The sequence below is a fragment of the Staphylococcus sp. ACRSN genome, from assembly GCF_022346615.1.
Lineage (GTDB): Bacteria > Bacillota > Bacilli > Staphylococcales > Staphylococcaceae > Staphylococcus.
Genome location: NZ_JAKRNS010000012.1, coordinates 25,529 through 50,645, shown reverse-complemented (window position 1 = coordinate 50,645; position 25,117 = coordinate 25,529). Strand labels below are relative to the sequence as shown.

Below are 25,117 nucleotides of genomic sequence, written 5' to 3'. Positions count from 1 at the left end.
AAGTGCTTGTTGGTAAAATAATTTGAATTTAATGAATGAGAAAGGATAATGAATATGTCAATGATAACTTCTAATCCGTGGTTAATGGTATTAGCTATCTTTGTAGTCAATGTAGCATATGTTTCATTTTTAACAATGAGAACGATTTTAACGTTGAAAGGTTATCGGTATGTTGCAGCAATTGTTAGCTTTTTAGAGGTCTTGGTTTATGTAGTAGGACTAGGTATGGTTATGTCTAGCTTAGATCAAATTCAGAATATCATCGCATATGCGTTTGGCTTTTCAATAGGCATTATCGTTGGAATGAAGATTGAAGAGAAATTAGCGCTTGGTTACACAGTTGTCAATGTAACATCATCAGAATACGAATTAGATTTACCGAGACAACTTAGAGATTTAGGCTATGGTGTAACACACAATACTGCCTATGGTAGAGATGGTAAACGATTGATTCTGCAAATCTTAACACCGAGACGTTTTGAATTTAAATTGATTGATACAATTAAACAAATTGATGAAAAAGCCTTTATTGTTGCTTATGAACCACGTACTATTCATGGTGGTTTTTGGGCTAAAGGTCTTAAAAGTAAAAAACTTAAACAATATGATACGGATGAAGTTGAAAGTATATGAAAAAGCAACAAAAGTTCAAAGTCGAAGAAAACGAAACGATTCAAGATTGTTTACAACGTATGCGTGAAGCAGGTTATATGCCAGTAAAACGTTATGAAAAACCGCTATATAAAGAAAACAAAGATGGTAGTGTTGAAGTGCTCAGGCAAGACATTGAATTTGTTGGGCGCTTGATTGAAACATAAAATAAATGATCGCGTGGTTTGGCCATGCGATCATTTTTTTATAAAAATAAAAATTTAACAGGAAAACCCAAAAGCCTTATACATTTTATAATAATTCTGTTAAACTAGTAATGAAGATATCAAACACGAACTTTAAACTCTATTTTTCATTAAATGTACATGTTTTTGGGTTTGTGAACTAAAACTTACGTAAGATAGGAGCTTATTTCAATGATTGAACGTTATTCAAGAGAAGAAATGTCAAATATTTGGACGGATCAAAATCGCTATGAAGCATGGTTAGAGGTAGAAATACTAGCTTGTGAAGCATGGAGTAAATTAGGAGACATTCCAGAAGAAGATGTAAAAAAAATACGTCAAAATGCTAAAGTAAATGTTGAACGTGCTCAAGAAATAGAACAAGAAACACGTCATGACGTTGTTGCTTTTACAAGACAAGTTTCAGAAACTTTAGGTGAAGAACGTAAGTGGGTTCATTATGGATTAACTTCAACAGATGTTGTAGATACTGCTTTGAGTTATGTAATTAAACAAGCAAATGACATTATTGAAAAAGATTTAGAGAAATTTATAGAAGTATTAGCTAAAAAAGCAAAAGACTATAAATATACATTGATGATGGGACGTACGCATGGTGTACATGCTGAACCAACTACATTTGGTGTGAAAATGGCACTTTGGTATACTGAAATGCAACGTAATTTAGAGCGTTTTAAGCGTGTAAGAGAAGAAATTGAAGTAGGTAAAATGAGTGGTGCTGTAGGTACTTTCGCTAATATTCCTCCTGAAATTGAAGCATATGTATGTGAACATTTAGGTATTGATACTGCAGCTGTTTCTACTCAAACATTGCAGCGCGATAGACATGCATACTATATTGCTACATTGGCATTGATAGGTACATCATTAGAAAAATTTGCTGTAGAAATCCGTAATTTACAAAAAACAGAAACTAGAGAAGTTGAAGAAGCATTTGCTAAAGGACAAAAAGGTTCATCGGCAATGCCACATAAACGTAATCCAATTGGTTCTGAAAATATTACTGGTATTGCGCGTGTTATTAGAGGTTATGTGACAACTGCGTATGAAAATGTACCATTATGGCATGAACGTGATATTTCTCATTCATCTGCTGAACGTATTATGTTACCAGACGTAACAATTGCTTTAGATTATGCATTAAATCGTTTTACCAATATTGTTGATAGATTAACAGTTTATGAAGATAATATGAAAGCAAATATTGATAAAACATTTGGTTTAATCTTCTCTCAACGTGTATTATTAGCGTTAATTAATAAAGGTATGGCGCGTGAAACAGCATATGATAGTGTTCAACCTAAAGCGATGGAATCATGGGAAACTAAAACACCATTTAGAACTTTAATTGAACAAGATTCTGCGATAACGTCCCTTTTATCAACAGAAGAATTGGATGAATGTTTCAATCCGGAACATCATTTAAATCAAGTAGATACAATTTTTGACCGTGCTGGTTTAGTTTAAAAATAACATAACTTGAATTTTTCGAAAAAAATCGTTACACTTTAATGTGTTAGTACGTTAAAACGAGATTAAATTGAAAGATACAGGGGTTGTTTTTATGCAAATAGAAAAATTAAGAGGTCAAGCATTAGACGAGTTGTTTGATGCCATTTTAACGCTTGAAAATCGTGAAGAATGTTATCAATTTTTTGATGATTTATGTACAGTTAATGAGATACAGTCATTATCACAACGATTACAAGTGGCTAAAATGATTAAACAAGGTTTTACTTACGCAACAATTGAACAAGAATCAGGTGCCTCAACTGCTACTATTTCACGAGTTAAAAGATCGTTACAATGGGGTAATGATGCTTATACTGTTATTCTTGAACGCATGAATATTGAAACAGCCGACTAAAAGAAGATTAAATATAGATTCACATAAACGACCGACTTAGACAATTAAATGTCTAGTCGGTCGTTTTTAAATTCAGGTATTTAGCAACAAAATAATTTATATAAGACAAAATTGTTTTGTTGTTATAAAATTCAGGTAAAGTATGATTCAATAAAAAATGTGAAGAAATTTTATTGTGAGTGGTGAAAATTGTGAGGGGAGCAGTATATGATTAAAAAGTTGATGATTAGTAGTGTGATTTTTATTGTATTATGTTTAATTATAATTGTGGCATTAATCATCGCGATAGTTAAGAGTTATAATAAAAATACAACAGAAGACATGACATTGATAAAACCAACGCATGCGGTACCTATCGTTACAGAAACACATGGGGTTACACGAGTGAACGGACATGTTATTGTGAATAAACAATATAGTTTGCCACCTAGTTATCAGCCAAAAGAAAATAAATACGCACGTAAACAACTTGATAAATTATTGATACGAGCACAAAAAAACAATATGGATTTAAATTATGTAAGTGGATATCGTAGCTATGAAGACCAAAAACGAGTAGTAAAAACATTTGAAAAAGAAGACGGTAAAATGACAGCAGAACAATATACAGCTAAACCTGGTCATTCTGAGCATCAAACAGGTCTCGCTTTTGATGTAGGTACAAATAAGCCAATGAAAGATTTTCATAAAGATTTCCAAAAATCTAAAGAAGCACGTTGGTTAGCGCGTAATGCATCTGATTATGGCTTTATAATTCGTTATCCAAAAGGACAATCAAGTCAAACAGGTTATGCTTATGAAGCATGGCATATTAGATATGTAGGACAAACATTAGCTAAGTCCATTGCAAACGACCAAACAAATTTAGAAAGTTATTATGAGTTAAATCAAAGATAAAATATTTTACCTAAATCACTTCAGAAATGAAGTGATTTTTTTAACATCATTTTAGAAACCAAACTCTAAAAATGATATAATACTGTGTATGCTAAATAAAGGAGTAACATATCATGTATGACATAAAACAGTGGGAACACATTTTTAAATTGGACCCTGCAAAAACTATCTCAGATGAAGATTTGGAAGCGATTTGCATGTCAAACACGGATGCGATTATAATTGGCGGAACAGATGATGTAACAGAGGATAATGTAATACAATTAATGAGTCGTGTTAGACGCTACCCGTTACCACTTGCATTAGAAATTTCGAATGTTGAAAGTGTAATGCCTGGTTTCGATTTTTATTTTATCCCAACCGTTCTAAATAGTAATGACGTGAAATATCATAATGGTATTTTATTAGATGCATTAAAATCATATGGACACGTCATCGATTTTAATGAGGTTGTGTTTGAAGGTTATGTCGTTTTAAATCCAAAAAGTAAAGTCGCCCAATTAACAGATGCTAAAACAGATTTATCGATTGATGATATTGAAGCTTATGCACAGATGGTTGATAACATGTATAAATTGCCTGTAATGTACATAGAATATAGTGGGATCTATGGTGATAAGAACTATGTTGAAGCAGCAGCAGATATGTTAACAGAAACGCAATTATTTTACGGTGGTGGTATCAATAGTTTTGAAGATGCGCTTGAAATGGCTGCGCATGCAGATACCATTGTGGTCGGAGATGTTGTATATAAAGATATTAAACAAGCATTAAAAACAGTTAAAATAAAGGAGTCACATAAATGAATGCATTAGTTAGTAAGATGAATGATGAACAAAGCCAAGCAGTACGTACGACTGAAGGTCCATTGCTTATAATGGCAGGAGCAGGATCAGGTAAAACACGTGTGTTAACACATCGTATAGCTTATCTGCTTGATGAAAAAGATGTGTCTCCATATAATGTTTTAGCGATTACATTTACGAATAAAGCCGCTAGAGAAATGAAAGAACGTGTTGAAGCATTAGTAGGAGAAGAAGCTCAAGTAATATGGATGTCTACTTTTCACTCGATGTGTGTGAGAATTTTACGAAGAGATGTTGATAGAATAGGTATAGAAAGAAACTTTACCATTATAGATCCTACTGACCAAAAATCAGTAATAAAAGACGTTTTAAAAAATGAAAATATAGATAGTAAAAAGTTTGAACCAAGAATGTTTATAGGCGCAATTAGTAACTTGAAAAATGAATTGAAAACACCGGAAGATGCTCAAAAAGAAGCAAATGACTATCATTCACAAATGATAGCAACCGTCTATAAAGGGTATCAGAGACAACTTACCCGAAATGAAGCACTCGATTTCGATGATTTAATTATGGTAACGATTCGTTTGTTTGAACGTGTGCCTGAAGTATTGGATTATTATCAAAATAAATTTCAATATATTCATGTTGACGAGTATCAAGATACCAATAAAGCACAATATACTTTAGTCAATTTATTAGCAAATAAGTTCAAAAATTTATGTGTTGTTGGCGATTCAGATCAATCTATATATGGTTGGCGTGGTGCTGATATTCAAAATATTTTATCATTCGAGGAAGATTATCCTGAAGCGAAAACCATTTTCCTAGAACAGAACTACCGTTCAACGAAAAATATTCTGAATGCAGCAAATGAAGTAATTAAAAATAATTCAGAAAGAAAACCAAAAGGTCTTTGGACAGGCAATACAGATGGAGATAAAATTCATTATTATGAAGCGACAACAGAGCGAGATGAAGCAGAATATGTTGTACGCGAAATGATGAAGCATCAACGTAATGGTAAGAAGTATAAAGATATGGCAATTTTATATCGTACAAACGCACAGTCCCGTGTATTAGAGGAAACATTTATGAAATCTAATATTCTTTATACAATGGTCGGTGGCCAAAAGTTCTATGACAGAAAAGAGATAAAAGACTTACTAAGTTATTTACGCATTATTGCAAATAGTAATGACGATATTAGTTTGCAACGTATCATTAATGTGCCTAAACGAGGTATAGGGCCATCGTCCGTGGACAAAATCCAAGCTTATGCAAATCAAAATGAAATTAGTATGTTTGATGCATTAGCAGAAGTAGATTTCATAGGATTATCTAAAAAAGTAACACAAGAATGTGTGCAATTCTATGAAATAATGCAAAATTTAATTCAACAGCAAGAGTTTTTAGAAATAAGTGAAATTGTTGTCGAAGTATTAGAAAAATCTGGATATAGAGCAATGCTTGAACGTGAGCAAACTTTAGAATCTAGAAGTCGCCTAGAAAATATTGATGAATTTATGTCTGTACCTAAAGATTATGAGGAAAATACACCTTTAGAAGAACAATCACTAATAAATTTCTTAACCGATTTATCACTTGTAGCAGATATAGATGAAGCTCAAATTGAAGATGGTGTGACATTGATGACAATGCATTCAGCTAAAGGATTGGAGTTCCCGATTGTATTTATAATGGGTATGGAGGAATCGCTGTTCCCACATATTAGGGCAATTAAGAGTGATGATGATCATGAAATGCAAGAAGAACGACGTATTTGCTATGTTGCGATTACACGTGCTGAAGAAACACTTTATATTACGCATGCTACTTCAAGAATGCTGTTTGGTCGTCCTCAATCCAATATGCCATCAAGATTTTTACGAGAGATACCAGAGGATTTATTAGAAAAAGTAAATCAATCAAAAGCTAAACCACAAAACAATAATGGATTTAAATCGGCAACAAAACAACCAGAGAAACGTGGATATAGCAGACGTGCAACGACAACAAGTAAATCTCAAACTAATTCTGATTGGAAAGTTGGAGATAAAGTTGTTCATAAATCATGGGGTGAGGGTATGGTAAGTAATGTAAATGAAAAAAATGGTTCGGTAGAATTGGATATTATCTTTAAATCACAAGGACCAAAACGATTACTTGCACAATTTGCACCAATTGAAAAGAAAGGAGAATAACATTTGGCTGATTTACAGACACGCGTTGAGGAACTGCATCAATTATTAAATCAATATAGTTATGAATACTATGTCCAAGATAATCCCTCTGTACCTGATAGCGAATATGATAAGTTATTACATGAACTTATTGATATAGAAGAGAAGCATCCAGATTTACGTGTGCCAGATTCACCTACAGTAAGAGTAGGTGGTTCTGCGCAATCTACATTTGAAAAAACAGCCCATGATACGCCGATGCTTAGTCTCGGAAATGCCTTTAATGAAGAAGATTTACGTAAATTTGACCAGCGTATTCGAGATCTTATTGGGCCAGTTGAATACATGTGTGAACTGAAAATTGATGGATTAGCAGTTTCACTTAAATATGAGAATGGACGATTCGTACAGGGATTAACGCGGGGTGATGGCACAATAGGCGAAGATATAACTGAAAATTTAAGAACGATCCATGCAATTCCTTTAAAAATTAATGATTCACGTACGTTTGAAGTTCGTGGTGAAGCTTATATGCCACGTCAATCATTTATTAATCTCAATGAAGCAAAAGAAAAAAATGAGGAACAACCATTTGCAAATCCACGTAATGCTGCAGCAGGGTCATTACGTCAATTAGATTCAAAGCTTGCAGCCAAGCGTAAATTAAGTGTGTTTTTATATAGTGTTAATGATTTCACTCAATTTAATGCGGTATCACAGAGTGAGGCATTGGATGAGTTGGATGAATTAGGCTTTAAGACGAACCATGAACGTCAGCAAGTTAAAACAATAGATGAAGTTATGGAATATATCAAAAAATGGACAGCCGAACGAGAAAATTTGGCATATGATATAGATGGTATTGTTATTAAAGTCAACGCCATTGATCAACAAGAAGAACTAGGGTTTACACAAAAATCACCGAGATGGGCAATTGCTTATAAATTTCCAGCTGAAGAAGTTATTACTGAATTAAAAGATATAGAATTAAGTATTGGTAGAACTGGTGTTGTAACACCAACAGCAATACTTGAACCTGTTAAAGTAGCTGGTACTACTGTATCTCGCGCATCATTACATAATGAAGATTTAATTCATGAAAAAGACATTCGAATTGGTGATAGTGTTGTTATTAAAAAAGCTGGTGACATTATTCCTGAAGTAATTAAAAGTGTCCTTGATAGAAGACCAGATGATGCTCAAGTCTATCATATGCCAACGCACTGCCCAAGTTGTAATCATGAACTCGTTCGAATCGAAGGTGAAGTTGCGCTGCGTTGTATTAATCCTAAATGCCAGGCACAGCTTGTAGAAGGTATGATTCACTTTGTATCTAGACAGGCAATGAATATAGATGGTTTAGGAACAAAAATTATCCAACAATTATATGAAAATGAAATAATAAGAGATGTAGCTGATATTTTTTATCTAACAAAAGAAGATCTTTTACCATTAGAAAGAATGGGTGAAAAGAAAGTGAATAATCTTTTGGAAGCAATAGAAAATGCGAAAGCTAATTCACTTGAACAATTACTTTTTGGTTTAGGTATCCGTCATCTAGGGGTAAAAGCGAGTAGAGTAATTGCAGAAAAATATGGTTCAATTGATAAATTATTTGAGGTTACTGAGGAAGAATTTACTAGTATACACGACATCGGTCATAAATTAGCTCAATCTGTTGTTACATATTTAGAAAATGAGGATATCCGTGCTCTGATTAATAAACTTAAAGAGAAAAATGTTAACATGATATACAAAGGTCTAAAAGTTTCAGAGGTTGAGGGACACCCAGAATTTAAAGATAAAACAATCGTATTAACTGGTAAACTGTATCAAATGACTAGAAGTGAAGCTTCAAAATGGTTAGAAAATCATGGTGCTAAAGTGACAAGTAGTGTTACGAAAAGTACGGATTTAGTTATTGCCGGCGAAGATGCGGGTTCAAAACTAACTAAAGCTGAAAAATTTGGAACAGAAGTTTGGTCAGAAGAAGCATTTATGAACAAACAAAAAGAAATCGAGGGATAGAGGAGATCAGACATGAAAAGAACGCTAATATTAATTATTTCAGCGATTTTTGTGTTGTCTGCATGTGGTAACGACAATGGTGACAACGACAAGAAGCAACAGTCAACAAATGATCAACATGACTCAGGTTCAGTCAAAGAAATTGCTACTGATAAGCATGTACAGGGTGATAACTATAGAACGATTTTGCCATTTAAAGAAAGTCAGGCACGTGGCGTTTTACAAGATAATATGGCGAATAGTTATAATGGTGAAGATTTTGAAGATGGCCTGTTAGAATTGAGTAAAGAAGTGTTCCCGACAGACGATTATTTATATCAAGACGGACAATATTTTGATAAAGATACAATCAATGCTTACTTGCAACCTAAGTATACAAAAAGTGAAATCGATAAAATGGATGAAGATGAGCGAAAGGAAAAGAAAGCTAACGAAAATTTAGGTTTAAATCCGTCTCATAAAGGTGAAAGTGATCCAGAAAAAATAGCTAAAAAATCGCCTGCTTATCTGTCTAACATTTTAGAACAAGATTTTTATGGTAGTGGTGATACAAAAGGTAAAAAAATAAAAGGTATGACAATTGGTCTTGCGATGAATGGTACATACTATTATCAAAAAGAAAAAGATGGCGAGACTTTTAGTAAAAAACTTGATGATAAAGAAATTAAAAAACAAGGTCAACAAATGGCGGGTGAAATTTTATCTCGTTTAAGAGAAAATAAAGAATTAAAAGATATTCCGATACATTTTGCGATTTATAAGCAATCTGGTGAAAATTCTATTGTGCCAGGTGAATTTATAAGTGGTACAACTGTAGAAGAAGGGAAAACACGTATTAATGAATGGAACAATATTAATCAAAAAACTGTGTTATTACCTTCTAGTGAAGCATCAGATTTAGATGAAAACCTCAATACAAACTTTAAGCAATTTAATGATGATTTACAAAGTTATTTCAATAATTTCTCACAAGCTGTAGGAACTGCTAAATTTGATAATAAAAAAGCAAAACAACTTTCTGTAGATATACCAATTGATTTCTATGGTAAAGCTGAAACAATTGGAATTACACAATATGTTACTGAACAAGCTGAAAAATATTTCGATGATATAGATGATTATGAAATTCATATCAAAGATGGAAATGACTCTAAAGCATTGATTAGTAAAACAAAAGATGACAAAGAACCACAAGTTCACATTTATAAAAATAATAATTAAAAATGACTTTGGGACATAAATCCTAGAAAAACAGCACTCAGTTGATTGAATTTATCTGAGTGCTTCTTTTTATGCATTTTCTTCTTGTTGGCTCGCTTTCCTAGGGGACAGCTTCAGCCTGTAGTCTTCAGCTTGTCCTGTTCCCTCAGGAGTCTCGCCAACATACTGTTAAAAAAATGATGGATTTACATATGAAAAAGTACATTACAATTTTTTTTAAAATTTTTATTGGAATATAAAATCTATAATGTTAATCATCAAATATACAATACTTCAACTATTGGCTTTTTATTCATATTTCTTCTTGTTGGCTCGCTTTCCTAGGGGACAGCTTAAGCCTGTAGTCTTCAACTTGTCCGGTTCCCTCAGGAGTCTCTCCAACATATGTCGCTGTCTGATCGAAGTGTATATTAAAATGCATAAAAAAAGCAATTTCTATATTATTTCAATAGAAATTGCTTTTTCATATATCTTATATTTTAATATCTCAGACGCTTCGTTATTTGTAAAATAACTTTATATTAATCTTTCAATATACGTTTCACTTCTGTAATATCATGATCTACAAAGTCACCTGGCTTCTTAGTCATTTTACTAATAACATAAGTGACGATTACACTAGCGAAGAACCCTGGTATAATTTCGTACATGCCAAAAATTTCATTAATGTGAGCAAGTGGTTTAATCCATGCAATCCATATAATAACAACAACTGCTCCGACGATCATACCACTTAAGGCACCAGCTCTGCTTAAACCTTTCCAATATAATGAAAATATTACTAATGGACTAAATGCTGCACCAAAACCAGCCCATGCATTTCCCACAAGGTTTAAAATAGTGTCGTTTGGTGACCAAGCTATCCAAATTGCAACAATCGCAACAAGTAGAACTGACAAACGACCTACCATAACGAATTCTTTTTCATGTGTTTTAGCTTTTTCCTCACCGCGAATCAATTTATAAAAGTCTTCAGTTAAAGAACTAGAAGTAACAAGTAATTGTGATGAAATTGTGCTCATGATTGCTGCCAAAATAGCGGCAAGTAAGAAACCACCAACTAAAGGATGGAATAAAATTTGACTCATTATAATAAATAATGTCTCTGGGTCTTCCATTTTAATATTACGTTCTGATATAAATGCGATACCTGTAAGACCGACTGCTACAGCTCCCAACAGACCTACAACCATCCAACTAATGCCTAAACGACGCGCTTTAGGCAACATTTTATGCGTTTTTATAGACATAAAACGAACGATGATATGTGGTTGGCCAAAGTAACCTAATCCCCACGCTAATAATGAAATAATTCCTAAAACAGTAGTTCCCTTAAAGAAATCTAAATTGGTCGGTTTCATTTCAGCAACCTGTCTGAAAGTATCCAAACCACTTAATTCAATAAGCGCAACGATAGGTACCATTACCATCGCAATTAACATGATCACCCCTTGGAAGAAATCAGTGATAGATACAGCTAGATAACCACCAAAAAATGTGTAGAAAATAACGATTGCTGCTACTAAAATCAATCCAAAATGATAATTTAATCCAAATGCGCTTTCGAACAACTTACCGCCAGATACAAAACCTGAATGCGTGTATAAAGTGAAAAAGACGACGATAATTAAGCCAGAAATAATTTTAATATAATTTTTACGGTCGTCTAATCTATTCTTGAAGAAGTCAGGTAATGTAATTGCATCCCCAGCAATTTCAGTATAGACACGAAGTCTTGGCGCTACAACAAAGTAATTTATGTATGCACCTAAAGATAAACCTATTGTAATCCACATTGCCGATAAACCAGTACTATATACTGATCCAGGCAATCCCATAATCATCCAACCACTCATATCTGAAGCACCTGCAGACAAAGCGGTTACATAAGGACCGATACTCCGACCCCCAAGCATGAACTCACTTAAATTACCAGTTGATTGTTTATATCCATAATAACCAATAGCGAGTAATATGATGAAATAAACTACAATCATGATATATGTCTGCCAACTTGCTTGGACTTGGTTGGCTAAAGAAGTACCTAAAATCATCATGATTAACATCCCCCTTTGTTTAATAGTATATAATTGTGTTACATGAATTATTATACATTGAAATTAATAGTTAGAATAGTGCGAATTCAAATAATTTTTATAAAAAACTTTTTACAACAGTTAATAAAGCGTTTACAACATTGTAGCGTTGATAATGCTTTAATACTAAAACTGATGATTTAATATGCAGTTTTTTACAGTATTCTTTTTCAATGTCCAAAAAACAGTAGATAGAGTAACATGATGATTTTGTCGAATTTTAAACATTACAAAAACGTTTTATATACTAATTTGGTGTTAATATCGAAAAGCTTAGATTTTTAAGCGAAATTTTGATACAATTTTGTAATGAATGAGTAAAAAGGAGGCTTTTATTTTAATGGCTAAAGTTACACGTGAAGAAGTTGAGCATATTGCAAACTTAGCTAGACTTCAAATTACTGAAGAAGAAACAACTGAAATGCAAGATACTCTAGAAAGTATTTTAAATTTTGCCAATCAAATTGATACTGCAGAGACTAGTGATATCGAACCAACATATCATGTATTAGATTTACAAAATGTATTACGTGAAGATAAAGCAATCGAGGGTATTCCTCAAGAGATTGCATTGAAAAATGCAAAAGATACTGAAGATGGTCAATTTAAAGTACCATCTATCATGAATGAGGAGGACGCGTAAGATGACCATCCGATATGAGTCTGTAGAAAATTTAATTAACTTAATTAAAAATAAAGAGATTAAACCATCACAAATCGTTAGTGATATCTATGATGCAATTGAAGAAACGGATCCTACAATTAAATCATTTCTTGCTTTAGATAAAGAGAATGCTATTAAAAAAGCAGAAGAATTAGATGAATTGCAAGCTAAGGATCAAATGGAAGGGAAACTATTTGGTATTCCTATGGGAATCAAAGATAACATTATTACTGAAGGCGTTGAGACAACGTGTGCAAGTAAAATGTTAGAAGGCTTTGTACCGATTTATGAGTCTACTGTAATGAAAAAATTACATAATGAACAGGCTGTACTAATCGGTAAAGTTAATATGGATGAGTTTGCGATGGGTGGTTCTACTGAAACTTCTTATTATAAAAAAACAGTAAACCCATTCGATCATACTGCAGTTCCAGGTGGATCGTCTGGTGGTTCTGCTGCTGCAGTTGCTGCAGGTTTGGTACCTTTCACTTTAGGTTCTGATACTGGTGGTTCAATCCGTCAACCAGCAGCTTATTGCGGTATTGTTGGATTAAAACCTACTTATGGTCGAGTTTCTCGTTTTGGTCTTGTAGCATTTGCTTCATCGTTAGACCAAATTGGACCATTGACACGTACAGTTAAAGATAATGCATTAGTGCTTGAGGCGATTACAGGTTTAGACGAAAATGATTCTACAAGTGCGCCAGTTGAAGATGCTGATTTTACATCTGACATTGGTAAAGATATTAAAGGTTTGAAAGTTGCTTTACCTAAAGAATATTTGGGCGAAGGTGTATCTGAAGAAGTAAAAGCTTCAGTGAAACAAGCAGTCGAAACATTAACAGAGTTAGGTGCAACAGTAGAAGAAGTATCATTACCAAATACGAAATATGGTATCCCATCATACTATGTTATTGCATCATCTGAAGCATCTTCAAACTTATCTCGTTTTGACGGTATCAGATATGGTTATCATTCTCCAGAAGCGAATTCACTTGAAGAATTATATAAAATGTCTAGAAGTGAAGGCTTTGGTCCTGAAGTAAAACGTCGTATTTATTTAGGTACATTTGCTTTAAGTTCTGGATACTATGATGCTTTTTATAAAAAATCACAAAAAGTTAGAACGCTTATCAAAAATGACTTTGATCGTATTTTTGAAAATTATGATGTTGTTGTTGGACCAACTACACCGACACCAGCTTTTAACTTAGGTGAAGAAATTGATGATCCATTAACTATGTATGCGAATGACTTATTAACTACACCAGTTAACTTAGCTGGTTTACCAGGTATTTCTGTTCCTTGTGGTAAATCTAACGGTCGTCCAATCGGATTACAATTTATCGGTAAACCGTTCGATGAGAAGACGTTATATCGTGTCGCTTACCAATATGAAACAAAATTCAATCTTCATAATGAATACGAAAATTTATAAGGAGTGGAAACCATGCATTTTGAAACAGTTATTGGACTAGAGGTCCATGTTGAACTTAAAACAGAATCTAAGATGTTCTCTCCATCACCAGCGCACTTTGGTGCTAACCCAAACTCAAATACGAACGTAATTGATCTTGCTTACCCAGGTGTGTTACCAGTAGTTAATAGACGCGCTGTGGATTGGGCGATGAGAGCTTCAATGGCATTAAATATGGATATTGCTACAGAATCTAAATTTGATCGTAAAAACTATTTCTATCCAGATAATCCGAAAGCATATCAAATTTCTCAATTTGATCAACCAATAGGTGAAAATGGATATATCGATATTGAAGTAGACGGTAAGACGAAACGAATCGGCATCACTCGTCTTCATATGGAAGAAGATGCTGGTAAATCAACACATAAAGATGGTTATTCTCTAGTTGATTTAAACCGTCAAGGTACACCATTAATCGAAATCGTATCTGAGCCAGATATTCGCTCTCCACAAGAGGCGTATGCATACTTAGAAAAACTACGTTCTATTATTCAATACACTGGCGTATCTGATTGTAAAATGGAAGAAGGATCATTACGTTGTGATGCCAACATTTCTTTACGACCATATGGTCAAGAAGAATTTGGTACTAAAGCAGAGTTGAAAAACCTAAACTCATTTACTTATGTAAGAAAAGGTCTTGAATATGAAGAAAAACGCCAAGAAGAAGAATTATTAAATGGTGGAGAAATTCTACAAGAAACACGTAGATTTGATGAATCAACTGGTAAAACAATACTAATGCGTGTTAAAGAAGGTTCTGACGATTATCGTTACTTCCCAGAACCAGATATCGTTCCACTTTATGTAGATGAGGAATGGAAAGAGCGCGTTCGTCAAACAATTCCAGAATTACCAGATGAAAGAAAAGAAAAATATGTAAATCAATTTGGTTTACCAGCTTACGATGCACATGTATTGACTTTAACCAAAGAAATGTCAGACTTCTTTGAAGGTGCTGTAGAAGCTGGTGCTGACGTTAAGTTAACATCAAACTGGTTAATGGGTGGCGTTAATGAGTATTTAAATAAAAACCAAGTGGACTTATTAGATACTAAATTAACTCCAGAAAACTTAGCTGGAATGATTAAGTTAATTGAAGACGGCACAATGAGCAGTAAAATCGCTAAAAAAGTATTCCCAGAGTTAGCTGAGAATGGTGGAGATGCGAAACAGATTATGGAAGAAAAAGGACTAGTTCAAATTTCAGATGAAGCTACATTATTGAAATTTGTAAATGAAGCTTTAGATAATAATCCACAATCTGTAGAAGACTTTAAAAATGGTAAAGGCAAGGCGATGGGCTTCTTAGTCGGTCAAATTATGAAAGCCTCTAAAGGTCAAGCTAATCCACAACTTGTAAACCAATTATTAAAACAAGAACTAGAAAAACGATAAGTTTTTAAAGTTAATAAACTGTAGTACGTAAAATGTCGTGATACAATAAGAACTTGTAGATTATCATCTGCAAGTTCTTTTTAATTTTTATTAATATATTCAGTTAATTTGGACTAAATGCTTTTATACATTTGCTAAATCATTTAATATAGAGTATGAGTAAATGAAGTTGAGGGATAAAATATGAGAAAACGAGCTAGAATCATTTATAATCCAACATCAGGTAAAGAGTTATTTAAGCGTACATTACCAGATGTGTTAATAAAATTAGAAAAAGCTGGATTCGAAACAAGCGCATATGCTACTGAAAAAGTCGGAGATGCGACAGCAGAAGCGGCACGATGTTTAGAACACAATTACGATGTACTTATTGCAGCAGGTGGAGATGGCACTTTAAATGAAGTGATTAATGGCATTGCAGAACAACCTAATAGACCCAAATTAGGAATTATCCCGATGGGTACTGTAAATGATTTCGGTCGCGCATTACACTTACCGAACGATATTATGAGTGCAATTGATGTCATCATAGAAGGCCATAGTACAAAAGTGGATATTGGTAAGATGAATAGCAGATATTTTATTAATTTAGCAGCAGGTGGCCAACTTACACAAGTATCTTACGAAACACCGAGTAAGTTGAAATCTATTGTAGGTCCATTCGCATATTATATAAAAGGTTTTGAAATGTTACCACAAATGAAAGCGGTAGATTTACGAATTGAATATGATGGAGAAGTTTTCCAAGGCGAAGCGTTGCTATTTTTGCTAGGTCTAACTAATTCAATGGCTGGCTTTGAAAAGCTTGTACCAGATGCGAAGTTAGATGATGGTGATTTTACTTTGATTATAGTTGAAAAAGCAAATTTAGCAGAATTAGGGCATATAATGACTTTAGCTTCAAGAGGTGAGCATACTAAACATCCTAAAGTTCATTATAAAAAAGCAAAATCAGTTAGCGTTTCATCATTTATAGATATGCAATTAAATGTTGATGGTGAATATGGTGGTAAATTACCAGGTAATTTTTTGAATTTGAAACAACATATTGAAGTGTATACGCCAAGTGATGTAAATAATCAAGAATTAGTGGAACAATAATAATTGAAATTAAAACTTGAAGTAATAAAACATTTTAAGTTAAAATGAATAGTCGAAAAATATCAAAGAGAGTTAAGCGACGAGGTTAGGTAAACATCATCATATGTCCTAACCTCTTTTAATGTGGGGTGAAATAATGAATGCAATACAAAAAAATGAAGTAAGAGAAGGTAAAGTAATAGATTTAACACACGAAGGGCATGGAGTGGTTAAGTTAGATCGTTATCCAATTTTTGTACCAAATGCTTTAATAGATGAAACGATAGAATATAAAGTGATTAAAGTGAAAAAGAACTTTGCGATTGCTAAATTACTAAATATTAAAGAGCAAAGCGATCAAAGGGTTGAGCCACCTTGTGTTTATTATTACAAATGTGGCGGTTGTCAATTACAACATTTATCTTATCAAGCGCAGTTAGATATGAAAAAAGAGCAAGTCATTAATTTGTTCCACCGTAAAGCTAATTTTAAAGATACTGTTATCCATGACACAATTGGTATGGAATCACCATGGCATTATAGAAACAAATCACAAATACCTGTAGGCAAAACTGATCAAAATGAAACAATCATGGGATTTTATCGTCAAAGAAGTCATCAAATTATAGATATGGACGAATGTTTAATACAAGATACAAAACATCAAGATGTGATGAATTTTGTAAAGAAATGGTTCAACGAGCTTAATGTTAGTATCTATGATGAACACAAAAAGAATGGACTTATGCGTCATGTAGTTATCAGAACAGGTCATTATACAGGTGACTTGATGGTTATATTTGTCACAAATGGCAAGAAATTTAAACAAAGTGATGTGATTACACAGAAATTAGTTGAAGCTTTTCCAGAAATAAGAAGTGTAAAACACAATGTTAACAACACACATTCGAATGTAATTATGGGTAATGTGTCGCATACACTTTATGGTGTGGATCAAATAGAAGATACATTATCTGATATTACTTTTAAGATAAGTGATCAATCATTTTATCAAATTAACTCCACACAAACTGAAAAATTGTATCAACGTGCAATCGACTATGCTGATTTGAAAGGTGAAGAAACAGTTTTAGACACGTACTGTGGTATTGGTACAATTGGACTTTATATGGCACCTAAAGCAAAACATGTATACGGGGTTGAAATCGTACCAGAAGCGATTGAGGATGCTAAAAAGAATGCGACTTTAAACCAGTTTGAAAATACTACTTTTGTCTGTGGTAAAGCAGAAGATATTATCTTAAAATGGAAAGCTCAAGGAATTAAACCAGATGTAGTAATGGTAGATCCTCCACGTAAAGGCTGTGATGAAAGTTTCTTGGATACGTTGTTGGAATTAAATCCGCGAAAAATCATATACATTTCTTGTAATCCATCAACACAACAAAGAGATGCTCAGCTTTTAGCGCATCAATATAAATTGACTCAAATAACACCTGTAGATATGTTCCCACATACTACACATGTGGAAACAGTTGCTCAATTTGAAAGTATTTAATTAGATGCGTTATAGTTTTTGAAAATGTTTTATAGGGAATAAAACAAGAGAAAGTGTTATTGGATAAGAGTGTAATATTTCGAAATATTGCAAGAAACGTATGTTTGTTAAAATTTAATTACAGGCAACTAACTTTCATGAAATGTACTTTAAACGTGAAGATAACCGTTGTATACTCTAGGTAATAGGTAACGATTGGGAGGTTAGCTAATGTTTAAAATTGATTTGCTTTCAAATAAAAAAGCAATGGAAAGGTTTATGCTTTTCCAATTTACAGTTGTAATGATTACGATACTATTGTCATATAAGATGGCATTTTCATTAACGCATATTATTGAACAAAATATTGTATATAATATGATTTATGGAATTTTAGGATTTACAGTAATTTATTTCCTACATGAATTGATTCATATTGTATCTTTTAGAATATTTTCAAAAGGAGATAAACCCACCTGTCAATTCAAATTAGGTTTGTTGTCGACACATATGCCAAACGTTTATTTTAAGAGATGGCAATACATCACAATTATGTTAGCGCCTTTAGTCGTTATCACAACACTATTATTTTTATTGTTTTCAGTTTATGCATATTCATCAATTTTATTTATAATTAGCTTTCATGTTGGATATTGCGTTTTAGACATGTATTTTGTAACGGGAGCATTAAACAGTAAAGTTAAACTTATTGAAGATACTGAAGATGGTATATTATTTTATACAGAAGATAATGCTACATACCGTACAGAAGTTGAATAACTATAATTGTATAATTACATGGGTTAGTCCATAGCATAAAGTCTATAATTTCCTGCTCTGTTGAAATTATTAGTTTTTGCTATGTGACTAACTTTTTTATTTTTTGAAATTTTTATAATCAAAGTCACATGACTACAACTAGTGTTAAATTGTTAGTATAATATTATGTACTTCAATATATTTCGATAGGATAACATGATTAAATTACCGTATAAAGTAGGAGGTGAGAGGAATTGACAGAGAGAAGAATTATTCATATTGACATGGATTATTTTTTTGCACAAGTAGAAATGAGAGATAATCCTAAATTAAAAGGGAAACCCGTAATAGTAGGGGGCAAAGCGAGCAATCGTGGTGTGGTTTCAACGGCATCATATGAAGCGCGACAATATGGAGTACACTCTGCAATGCCTACTGCCCAAGCACACAAGTTATGTCCGAATGGATATTATGTGCCACCTAGATTTGAAGCATATAAAGCTGCTTCAGAAAAAATCATGACAATCTTTAAAAGTTATACAGATATAGTAGAACCACTTTCGTTAGATGAAGCATATTTAGATATTACACATTTAGTTAGACCAGATCTTCCAGCTTCAAGCATTGCACAGTATATCAGAAGAGACATATTAGCAGAAACTAATTTAACTTCATCTGCCGGTGTATCATATAATAAATTTCTTGCTAAATTAGCAAGTGGTATGAATAAACCAAATGGTTTAACAGTCATAGATTATCAAAATGTTCATGCTATACTGATGGAATTAGATATTGGAGATTTTCCTGGAGTAGGTAAAGCATCCAAGGAGAAAATGCATGAACATCAAATTTATAATGGGCAAGATTTATATAATCAAAGTGAATATGATCTGATTCGTTTGTTTGGGAAACGTGGGCATGGTTTATATAATAAAGCCCGAGGAATAGACTATAATCCTGTGAAATCAACCAGAATTCGAAAATCTGTAGGTACTGAAAGAACTTTTTCTACGGATATGAATGATGATGATGAGATATTACAGAAAATATGGGAATTAAGTAATAAAACTGCTGAACGATTATCCAAAATTCAAAAATCAGGAAAAACAGTAACAGTAAAAATTAAAACTTATAAATTTGAATCCTTATCGAAACAAAAAAGTTTAAGAAATCCTGTTAGAAATGAAACGGATATTTACAATATCGCATATAGTTTATATACAGAATTAAAGGACCCTGATGTGCCAATTCGATTGGTCGGTGTAACAGTTGGTAACCTTGAGAAATCTACGTATGAAAATATGACAATTTACGACTATATATAGAAGGATAGAAAGTTTTATTAAGTTAAAAAATTTACGAAATGTTAACTTGAACAGAATCGTTTATGATAACAAAAAGCACGTGTATTTTAAGGTTTTATTCTTAAAATACACGTGCTTTTTGTTATGAAAAGTTAAATTGGTTAGTCTTTGTCGCGTAATTGCTTTCCGTATACACTTAACATAGTATTTAAATTATCATAGTGTTGTAATAAACGAAAAGTAATCATCGCACATGCCTTTGCATCATTTAATGCATCATGATGGCCGTGAAAATCTAAATTATAATAATCCATCATATAGTTTAATCCATAACGATGGTGATTAATTGTTCTACGTGATAATTGTAATGAACAAAAATATTGCATGTTAGGGGTTTGTTGACCGATGGCTTTGATACTTTCATGTAAAACATTCATATCAAACGCAGCGTTGTGCGCAACAACAGGTAAATTCCCGATAAAATCCAACATATGTGGGTAAACAAAAGAGAAAGTAGGCGCGTTTGTTACATCCTCAGGATGAATCCCGTGGACCGCAATATTTTGTTGTGAGAAATAATCATTAGGGTTTACTAGAGTGTAAAAAGTTTCTGTGATTTGATGATTCACAACCTTTACCATACCTATAGAACAAATACTTGTTCTTTTACCATTTGCAGTTTCAAAGTCCAGTGCAATAAATGCATCGTCATTCATTATGCCATTATCCTTTCAAATTAAGTATAAAACGATTAAGCCGTCGAGTTGCTTTACAAAATCTTTAGTTAACAAATTAACATAGCACTAGTATTATACACTAAATATAAAATATGCTCTTGTAAATTGCACATATAAAAAACCCATTCAATAAAGAATGGGCAACGGTCGTTATGGAACAATATAACTTAAGTTTAAAAAATATAGACTTATTTAAAGAACTTTATTCTTCATTGAAAGTACGAGCTGCAAGTTCTTTTTCGTATAGATAAAGCGTATTACTATCATCACCAATACGTTTTAAATAATCAATATGTGTTTCAAACATAGATTCTTCTTCAACTTGTTCATCTAAGAACCAATTTAAAAATGAAATTGTAGCATAATCTTTATCTTTATTTGCTAATTCAGATAAATTATAAAAACGACGTGTTACATCTTGCTCTTGTGCAAGACCATCTTCAAATGTTTCTAAGATATTCTTGAAGTCAGACTTTGGTGCTGAAATTGCAGAGAAAACGGCTTTTTCACCACGGTCATTAATGTAATCATAAATCTTTTGACCATGGAATCTTTCTTCTTTAGCTTGTTGGATATAAAAATTTGCGAACCCTTCATATGATCCATTATCGCAATATGCTGCCATTGCCATATAAGCATGCGCTGCATAAAATTCGTGGTTCATTTGTTCATTTAAAGCGTCTAATAATTCTTTGTTTAACATAAGTAATAGCCTCCATATATTCTTTTTTTTAGTATAACAAATCTATTCTCATTAGTAAATAATAATAATTATAATCTGGGATGTGAGTGTGATAATTCTTAATGAGAATTGTTTGGAATACAACTTAATCATGTTATAATATTTTAAGTGAAGAAGTAGAGGAGGAACGACATGAGACGTTGGACTGCGACACGGCTAGCAAAAGTAGCAAGGCAAGCAAGTAGAGCTGCAGGGAAAAAAGGCACTGACTTGCCAGGTCAAATTGCTAGAAGAGTAGATAAAAATATATTAAGAAAATTAGCTTCTCAAGTAGATGAAATAGTATTTATTAGTGGTACTAATGGGAAAACAACCACTTCAAATTTAATAGGTCATACTTTAAAAGCCAATGATATTAAAATCATACATAATAATGAAGGCGCGAATATGGCTGCTGGTATTACATCTGCCTTTATTTTGCAAATAAAGCAAGAGACAAAGATTGCAGTCATAGAAATTGATGAAGGCTCAATACCCAGAGTACTTAATGAAGTTACACCGACAATGATGATATTCACAAACTTCTTCCGAGATCAAATGGACCGATTTGGCGAAATTGATATTATGGTAAATAATATTGCTAATGCAATTAGTAATAAAGGTATTAAATTATTATTAAATGCCGATGACCCATTTGTTAGTAGATTGAAGATTGCAAGTGATACTGTTGAATATTATGGTATGAAGGCTCATGCACATGAGTTCGAACAAAGTACGATGAATGAGAGTAAGTATTGTCCAAATTGTGGGCAGCTTTTACATTATGATTATATCCATTATAACCAGATTGGCCATTATCATTGTAATTGTGGATTTAAACGTGAAGCAACGAAATACGAAGTATCTCACTTTGATTTAACCCCTTTTATAAATATATCCATCGGTAATGAAATATTTAATATGAAAATTGCAGGTGATTTTAATGCCTACAATACCATTGCTGCCTATACAGTTTTAAGAGAATTAGGATTAAATGATGATGCAATTCGAAAAGGTTTTGAAACATATACTTCTAATAATGGGCGTATGCAATATTTCAGAAAAGATAGCAAAGAAGCTATGATTAACTTAGCAAAGAACCCAGCTGGTATGAATGCAAGTTTGTCAGTGGGAGAGCAGTTATCAGGGCGTAAAGTATATCTGATGAGTTTGAATGATAATGCTGCAGATGGAAAAGATACTTCATGGATATATGATGCTGATTTTGAAAAATTAACGAGACAAGATATAGAAACGATTATTGTGACTGGTACACGTGCTGAAGAATTACAATTAAGATTAAAATTAGCAGAAGTTAAAGTCCCAATTATTTTGGAAAAAGATATTTACAAAGCAACTGCCAAATCAATGGATTTTAAAGAAAGTTTTACAGTAGCGATTCCAAACTATACGTCACTGTCACCTATGTTAAATCAATTAAATCAATCGTTTGGGGAGGCTAAAGATATATGAACGAATTAACTGTTTATCATTTTATGCCTGATAAATTAAATCTATATAGCGATATCGGTAATATCATTGCACTGAAGCAACGTGCGAAACATAGAAACATTGAATTAAAAGTAAGAAATATCAACGAAACTGATGGTGTGACATTAGATGATTGTGACATCTTCTTTATTGGTGGTGGTAGTGATAGAGAGCAGTCTTTAGCTACAAAAGAATTAAGTAAGATTAAAGAAAAGCTAAAGACTGCAATTGAATCTGGTATGCCAGGACTCACAATTTGTGGTGGTTATCAATTTTTAGGTAGTAAATATATCACACCGGATGGTACAGAATTAGAAGGTTTAAATATATTAGATTTTTATACCAAATCTCAAACAGATCGACTAACGGGAGATATAGTAATTGAAAGTGATATTTTTGGAACAATTGTAGGTTTTGAAAATCATGGTGGTAGAACATATCATAATTTTGGAACTTTAGGGAAAGTCGTTCATGGTTTTGGTAACAATGATGATGATGCTAAAGAAGGTATTCATTATAAAAACTTATTGGGAACATATTTACATGGTCCAATTTTACCTAAAAACCATGAGATTACCGATTATTTATTGGAAAAAGCATGTGAACGTAAAGGTATACCGTTTGAACCAAAAGAACTAGACAATTTTGAAGAAGAAGCAGCAAAGAAAGTTATTGTTGATAGAGTATCAAAATAATAAATGTAGTATAAATAAAGCCCTACAATGAATTGTACAGTTCATTGTAGGGCTATTTATATTAAATTCGTGCCAGGCACATTGTACTCTTCTGTATTTAATTGATAATGTTATTTATCAAGAAAGAGTGCTTAATAGATTTATATATCTATGAATTGTATCCAAAAAAGCTATTATTTTTGTTTGCTGCTATCAGACAATTTTAAGCAAATCGATGATCTAATATTCGATAAATCAGTAATATTTCATAAATGATATGACTCTTGATTTGATTTTCATCAAACTCATCTAATCCTTTAACTGAAGTTTTTAAAACAGATGCAGCTTGACGTTGTCGTTCAAAATGTCCTGTTTTTTGAATTTCACTGATACTATGGGCAATATTTAATATTGCATAACGCTCATCACATGTAAAGATGATATGTGTATCCCTCGGTAAATAAACAAGGTTAGAAAGATGAGTGATAATTAATCTATTGGTACGTGATCGGGTAGTTAAGGATTTAAGCCGAATCCATTCATCATCGTGGTGTTTATGATAACTTAATTCATCTTTTTGATAAGATAATAAAGTTTCTACTTTTTGGTTTAAATCTAAAAGCGCATTGAGTTTGTTATACGGTGCGCCTTTAGTAAATTTGCCAAGTAATAATTGTCGCATACGTAAATTAAACAAATCATACATTAAAGACTCTGTTAAAGAAATATTAGATTCTACTTGATTGTAATATTTTGGTGGTAACACAATAAAATTAACAAGGCCAGCTGTTACCAAACCGATGATTGCGGTAAGTAAACGTGAAAAGAAATTAAAATAATAGGCCTCATGAATACCGGGTATCATCGCCATTGCAGTTAGTGTAGCAACTGTTGTACCTACATGTAAATTGAGTTTAGTACATAAAATAATTGTGAATGTTGCACTAAATGCATAGGAAAAAGGGGATTGGTCACCAAATATAAATGTAAAAATAACAGAAAAGAGTGCACCAATAACAGTTGCCGGTAATCGTTTATAACCTTTTTTTAAGGAAGCTTTTGCTGTGGGCTCAATAGTAACAATTGCAGTTAATATTGCGAATATAGGGTTCAAATTTAATGTTAAACAAAATAAAGCTGTTAAAAATGTTGCTAATCCAGTCTTAATTGTTCGTGCACCGATGATGCGTTTATACCAATTATCATTCATTAACAAAACTCCCAGTAGTCTAGAAAATTATAAGCAATATATGTAATTAAACAAGTTCTCATATTAATCATATAAGTAAAATGTTAAACTATACGTGTTGAATTTTTCTAATTTATTATATCAAAAAAAATCTGCTATAATAAGAA

22 protein-coding genes are annotated in these 25,117 nt (G+C 32.6%); 18 read left to right on the top strand and 4 right to left on the bottom strand.

Annotated elements, in window-relative coordinates:
• Positions 1 to 54 precede the first annotated feature (54 nt).
• The 9 genes from MHZ36_RS11350 to MHZ36_RS11310 all read left to right on the top strand — a co-directional run bounded on the left by MHZ36_RS11350 (position 55) and on the right by MHZ36_RS11310 (position 9,859).
• Complete coding sequence (locus MHZ36_RS11350) at positions 55 to 633, top strand: DUF2179 domain-containing protein (protein WP_239231749.1); 579 nt, start codon at positions 55 to 57, stop codon at positions 631 to 633.
• A complete protein-coding gene (locus MHZ36_RS11345; protein WP_239231748.1) occupies positions 630 to 818 on the top strand; it encodes an NETI motif-containing protein in 189 nt (62 codons plus the stop codon). The genes MHZ36_RS11350 and MHZ36_RS11345 overlap by 4 nt, the downstream gene beginning before the upstream one ends.
• 210 nt (positions 819 to 1,028) lie before the next feature.
• Positions 1,029 to 2,324 (top strand): adenylosuccinate lyase, encoded by a 1,296-nt coding sequence (gene purB / locus MHZ36_RS11340; RefSeq protein WP_239231747.1) that lies wholly within the window; start codon positions 1,029 to 1,031, stop codon positions 2,322 to 2,324.
• A gap of 97 nt (positions 2,325 to 2,421) precedes the next feature.
• Entirely contained in the window at positions 2,422 to 2,724 is a 303-nt protein-coding gene (locus MHZ36_RS11335; RefSeq protein WP_239231746.1) for a YerC/YecD family TrpR-related protein, read from the top strand.
• Positions 2,725 to 2,931: 207 nt separating this feature from the next.
• Complete coding sequence (locus MHZ36_RS11330) at positions 2,932 to 3,621, top strand: M15 family metallopeptidase (RefSeq protein WP_239231745.1); 690 nt, start codon at positions 2,932 to 2,934, stop codon at positions 3,619 to 3,621.
• A gap of 113 nt (positions 3,622 to 3,734) precedes the next feature.
• Positions 3,735 to 4,427 (top strand): heptaprenylglyceryl phosphate synthase, encoded by a 693-nt coding sequence (gene pcrB, locus MHZ36_RS11325; RefSeq protein WP_239231744.1) that lies wholly within the window; start codon positions 3,735 to 3,737, stop codon positions 4,425 to 4,427.
• Positions 4,424 to 6,631, top strand: coding sequence for a DNA helicase PcrA (pcrA, locus tag MHZ36_RS11320; protein ID WP_239231743.1), 2,208 nt, complete (start codon positions 4,424 to 4,426; stop codon positions 6,629 to 6,631). Before pcrB ends, pcrA begins: the two co-directional genes overlap by 4 nt.
• Before the next feature lie 3 nt (positions 6,632 to 6,634).
• A complete protein-coding gene (gene ligA, locus MHZ36_RS11315; RefSeq protein WP_239231742.1) occupies positions 6,635 to 8,638 on the top strand; it encodes an NAD-dependent DNA ligase LigA in 2,004 nt (667 codons plus the stop codon).
• Between the two features lie 12 nt (positions 8,639 to 8,650).
• Complete coding sequence (locus MHZ36_RS11310) at positions 8,651 to 9,859, top strand: CamS family sex pheromone protein (protein WP_239231741.1); 1,209 nt, start codon at positions 8,651 to 8,653, stop codon at positions 9,857 to 9,859.
• Between the two features lie 521 nt (positions 9,860 to 10,380).
• On the opposite strand, the gene putP is transcribed toward MHZ36_RS11310, so the two are convergent.
• Positions 10,381 to 11,916 carry a sodium/proline symporter PutP gene (putP, locus tag MHZ36_RS11305; protein ID WP_239231740.1) on the bottom strand — a complete coding sequence of 512 codons (1,536 nt, stop codon included), beginning with the start codon at positions 11,914 to 11,916 and terminating at the stop codon, positions 10,381 to 10,383.
• A gap of 379 nt (positions 11,917 to 12,295) precedes the next feature.
• Here putP and gatC point away from each other — a divergent pair, with 379 nt between their 5' ends.
• The 7 genes from gatC to dinB all read left to right on the top strand — a co-directional run bounded on the left by gatC (position 12,296) and on the right by dinB (position 20,159).
• Entirely contained in the window at positions 12,296 to 12,598 is a 303-nt protein-coding gene (gatC, locus tag MHZ36_RS11300) for an Asp-tRNA(Asn)/Glu-tRNA(Gln) amidotransferase subunit GatC (protein WP_239231739.1), read from the top strand.
• Between the two features lies 1 nt (position 12,599).
• Positions 12,600 to 14,057, top strand: a complete 1,458-nt coding sequence (gatA, locus tag MHZ36_RS11295; protein WP_239231738.1) for an Asp-tRNA(Asn)/Glu-tRNA(Gln) amidotransferase subunit GatA — start codon at positions 12,600 to 12,602, stop codon at positions 14,055 to 14,057.
• 12 nt (positions 14,058 to 14,069) lie between these two features.
• On the top strand, positions 14,070 to 15,497 hold the full coding sequence (gene gatB / locus MHZ36_RS11290) for an Asp-tRNA(Asn)/Glu-tRNA(Gln) amidotransferase subunit GatB (RefSeq protein ID WP_239231737.1): 1,428 nt from the start codon (positions 14,070 to 14,072) through the stop codon (positions 15,495 to 15,497).
• A gap of 183 nt (positions 15,498 to 15,680) precedes the next feature.
• Complete coding sequence (locus MHZ36_RS11285) at positions 15,681 to 16,598, top strand: diacylglycerol kinase (RefSeq protein ID WP_239231736.1); 918 nt, start codon at positions 15,681 to 15,683, stop codon at positions 16,596 to 16,598.
• 136 nt (positions 16,599 to 16,734) lie between these two features.
• Complete coding sequence (gene rlmD, locus MHZ36_RS11280) at positions 16,735 to 18,096, top strand: 23S rRNA (uracil(1939)-C(5))-methyltransferase RlmD (protein WP_239231735.1); 1,362 nt, start codon at positions 16,735 to 16,737, stop codon at positions 18,094 to 18,096.
• 210 nt (positions 18,097 to 18,306) lie between these two features.
• The gene (locus MHZ36_RS11275; protein ID WP_239231734.1) at positions 18,307 to 18,855 is read left to right on the top strand and encodes a DUF3267 domain-containing protein; all 549 of its coding nucleotides are present in this window, start codon (positions 18,307 to 18,309) and stop codon (positions 18,853 to 18,855) included.
• A 233-nt stretch (positions 18,856 to 19,088) separates the two neighbouring features.
• Positions 19,089 to 20,159 carry a DNA polymerase IV gene (gene dinB, locus MHZ36_RS11270; RefSeq protein WP_239231733.1) on the top strand — a complete coding sequence of 357 codons (1,071 nt, stop codon included), beginning with the start codon at positions 19,089 to 19,091 and terminating at the stop codon, positions 20,157 to 20,159.
• Positions 20,160 to 20,299: 140 nt separating this feature from the next.
• On the opposite strand, the gene MHZ36_RS11265 is transcribed toward dinB, so the two are convergent.
• Both MHZ36_RS11265 and ftnA read right to left on the bottom strand, forming a co-directional pair.
• Positions 20,300 to 20,854, bottom strand: a complete 555-nt coding sequence (locus MHZ36_RS11265; RefSeq protein ID WP_239231732.1) for a 3'-5' exonuclease — start codon at positions 20,852 to 20,854, stop codon at positions 20,300 to 20,302.
• Positions 20,855 to 21,077: 223 nt separating this feature from the next.
• Positions 21,078 to 21,578: an H-type ferritin FtnA gene (gene ftnA, locus MHZ36_RS11260; protein WP_042739183.1), complete on the bottom strand. Its 501-nt coding sequence runs from the start codon at positions 21,576 to 21,578 to the stop codon at positions 21,078 to 21,080.
• 171 nt (positions 21,579 to 21,749) lie between these two features.
• On the opposite strand from ftnA, the gene murT reads away from it, so the two are divergent.
• Complete coding sequence (gene murT / locus MHZ36_RS11255; protein ID WP_239231731.1) at positions 21,750 to 23,069, top strand: lipid II isoglutaminyl synthase subunit MurT; 1,320 nt, start codon at positions 21,750 to 21,752, stop codon at positions 23,067 to 23,069.
• Positions 23,066 to 23,782 carry a lipid II isoglutaminyl synthase subunit GatD gene (gatD, locus tag MHZ36_RS11250; RefSeq protein ID WP_239231730.1) on the top strand — a complete coding sequence of 239 codons (717 nt, stop codon included), beginning with the start codon at positions 23,066 to 23,068 and terminating at the stop codon, positions 23,780 to 23,782. The genes murT and gatD overlap by 4 nt, the downstream gene beginning before the upstream one ends.
• Positions 23,783 to 23,984: 202 nt before the next feature.
• Here gatD and MHZ36_RS11245 read toward each other — a convergent pair whose 3' ends face one another.
• Positions 23,985 to 24,971, bottom strand: coding sequence for an FUSC family protein (locus tag MHZ36_RS11245; protein WP_239231729.1), 987 nt, complete (start codon positions 24,969 to 24,971; stop codon positions 23,985 to 23,987).
• Between the last annotated feature and the right edge of the window lie 146 nt (positions 24,972 to 25,117).

Bases quoted from the DNA above. Each gene is read 5' to 3' on its own strand.
- MHZ36_RS11350 (WP_239231749.1), top strand. From the start codon at position 55: ATGTCAATGATAACTTCTAATCCGTGGTTAATGGTATTAGCTATCTTT.
- MHZ36_RS11345 (WP_239231748.1), top strand. From the start codon at position 630: ATGAAAAAGCAACAAAAGTTCAAAGTCGAAGAAAACGAAACGATTCAA.
- purB (WP_239231747.1), top strand. From the start codon at position 1,029: ATGATTGAACGTTATTCAAGAGAAGAAATGTCAAATATTTGGACGGAT.
- MHZ36_RS11335 (WP_239231746.1), top strand. From the start codon at position 2,422: ATGCAAATAGAAAAATTAAGAGGTCAAGCATTAGACGAGTTGTTTGAT.
- MHZ36_RS11330 (WP_239231745.1), top strand. From the start codon at position 2,932: ATGATTAAAAAGTTGATGATTAGTAGTGTGATTTTTATTGTATTATGT.
- pcrB (WP_239231744.1), top strand. From the start codon at position 3,735: ATGTATGACATAAAACAGTGGGAACACATTTTTAAATTGGACCCTGCA.
- pcrA (WP_239231743.1), top strand. From the start codon at position 4,424: ATGAATGCATTAGTTAGTAAGATGAATGATGAACAAAGCCAAGCAGTA.
- MHZ36_RS11310 (WP_239231741.1), top strand. From the start codon at position 8,651: ATGAAAAGAACGCTAATATTAATTATTTCAGCGATTTTTGTGTTGTCT.
- putP (WP_239231740.1), bottom strand. From the start codon at position 11,916: ATGATGATTTTAGGTACTTCTTTAGCCAACCAAGTCCAAGCAAGTTGG.
- gatC (WP_239231739.1), top strand. From the start codon at position 12,296: ATGGCTAAAGTTACACGTGAAGAAGTTGAGCATATTGCAAACTTAGCT.
- gatA (WP_239231738.1), top strand. From the start codon at position 12,600: ATGACCATCCGATATGAGTCTGTAGAAAATTTAATTAACTTAATTAAA.
- gatB (WP_239231737.1), top strand. From the start codon at position 14,070: ATGCATTTTGAAACAGTTATTGGACTAGAGGTCCATGTTGAACTTAAA.
- MHZ36_RS11285 (WP_239231736.1), top strand. From the start codon at position 15,681: ATGAGAAAACGAGCTAGAATCATTTATAATCCAACATCAGGTAAAGAG.
- rlmD (WP_239231735.1), top strand. From the start codon at position 16,735: ATGAATGCAATACAAAAAAATGAAGTAAGAGAAGGTAAAGTAATAGAT.
- MHZ36_RS11275 (WP_239231734.1), top strand. From the start codon at position 18,307: ATGTTTAAAATTGATTTGCTTTCAAATAAAAAAGCAATGGAAAGGTTT.
- MHZ36_RS11265 (WP_239231732.1), bottom strand. From the start codon at position 20,854: ATGAATGACGATGCATTTATTGCACTGGACTTTGAAACTGCAAATGGT.
- ftnA (WP_042739183.1), bottom strand. From the start codon at position 21,578: ATGTTAAACAAAGAATTATTAGACGCTTTAAATGAACAAATGAACCAC.
- murT (WP_239231731.1), top strand. From the start codon at position 21,750: ATGAGACGTTGGACTGCGACACGGCTAGCAAAAGTAGCAAGGCAAGCA.
- gatD (WP_239231730.1), top strand. From the start codon at position 23,066: ATGAACGAATTAACTGTTTATCATTTTATGCCTGATAAATTAAATCTA.
- MHZ36_RS11245 (WP_239231729.1), bottom strand. From the start codon at position 24,971: ATGAATGATAATTGGTATAAACGCATCATCGGTGCACGAACAATTAAG.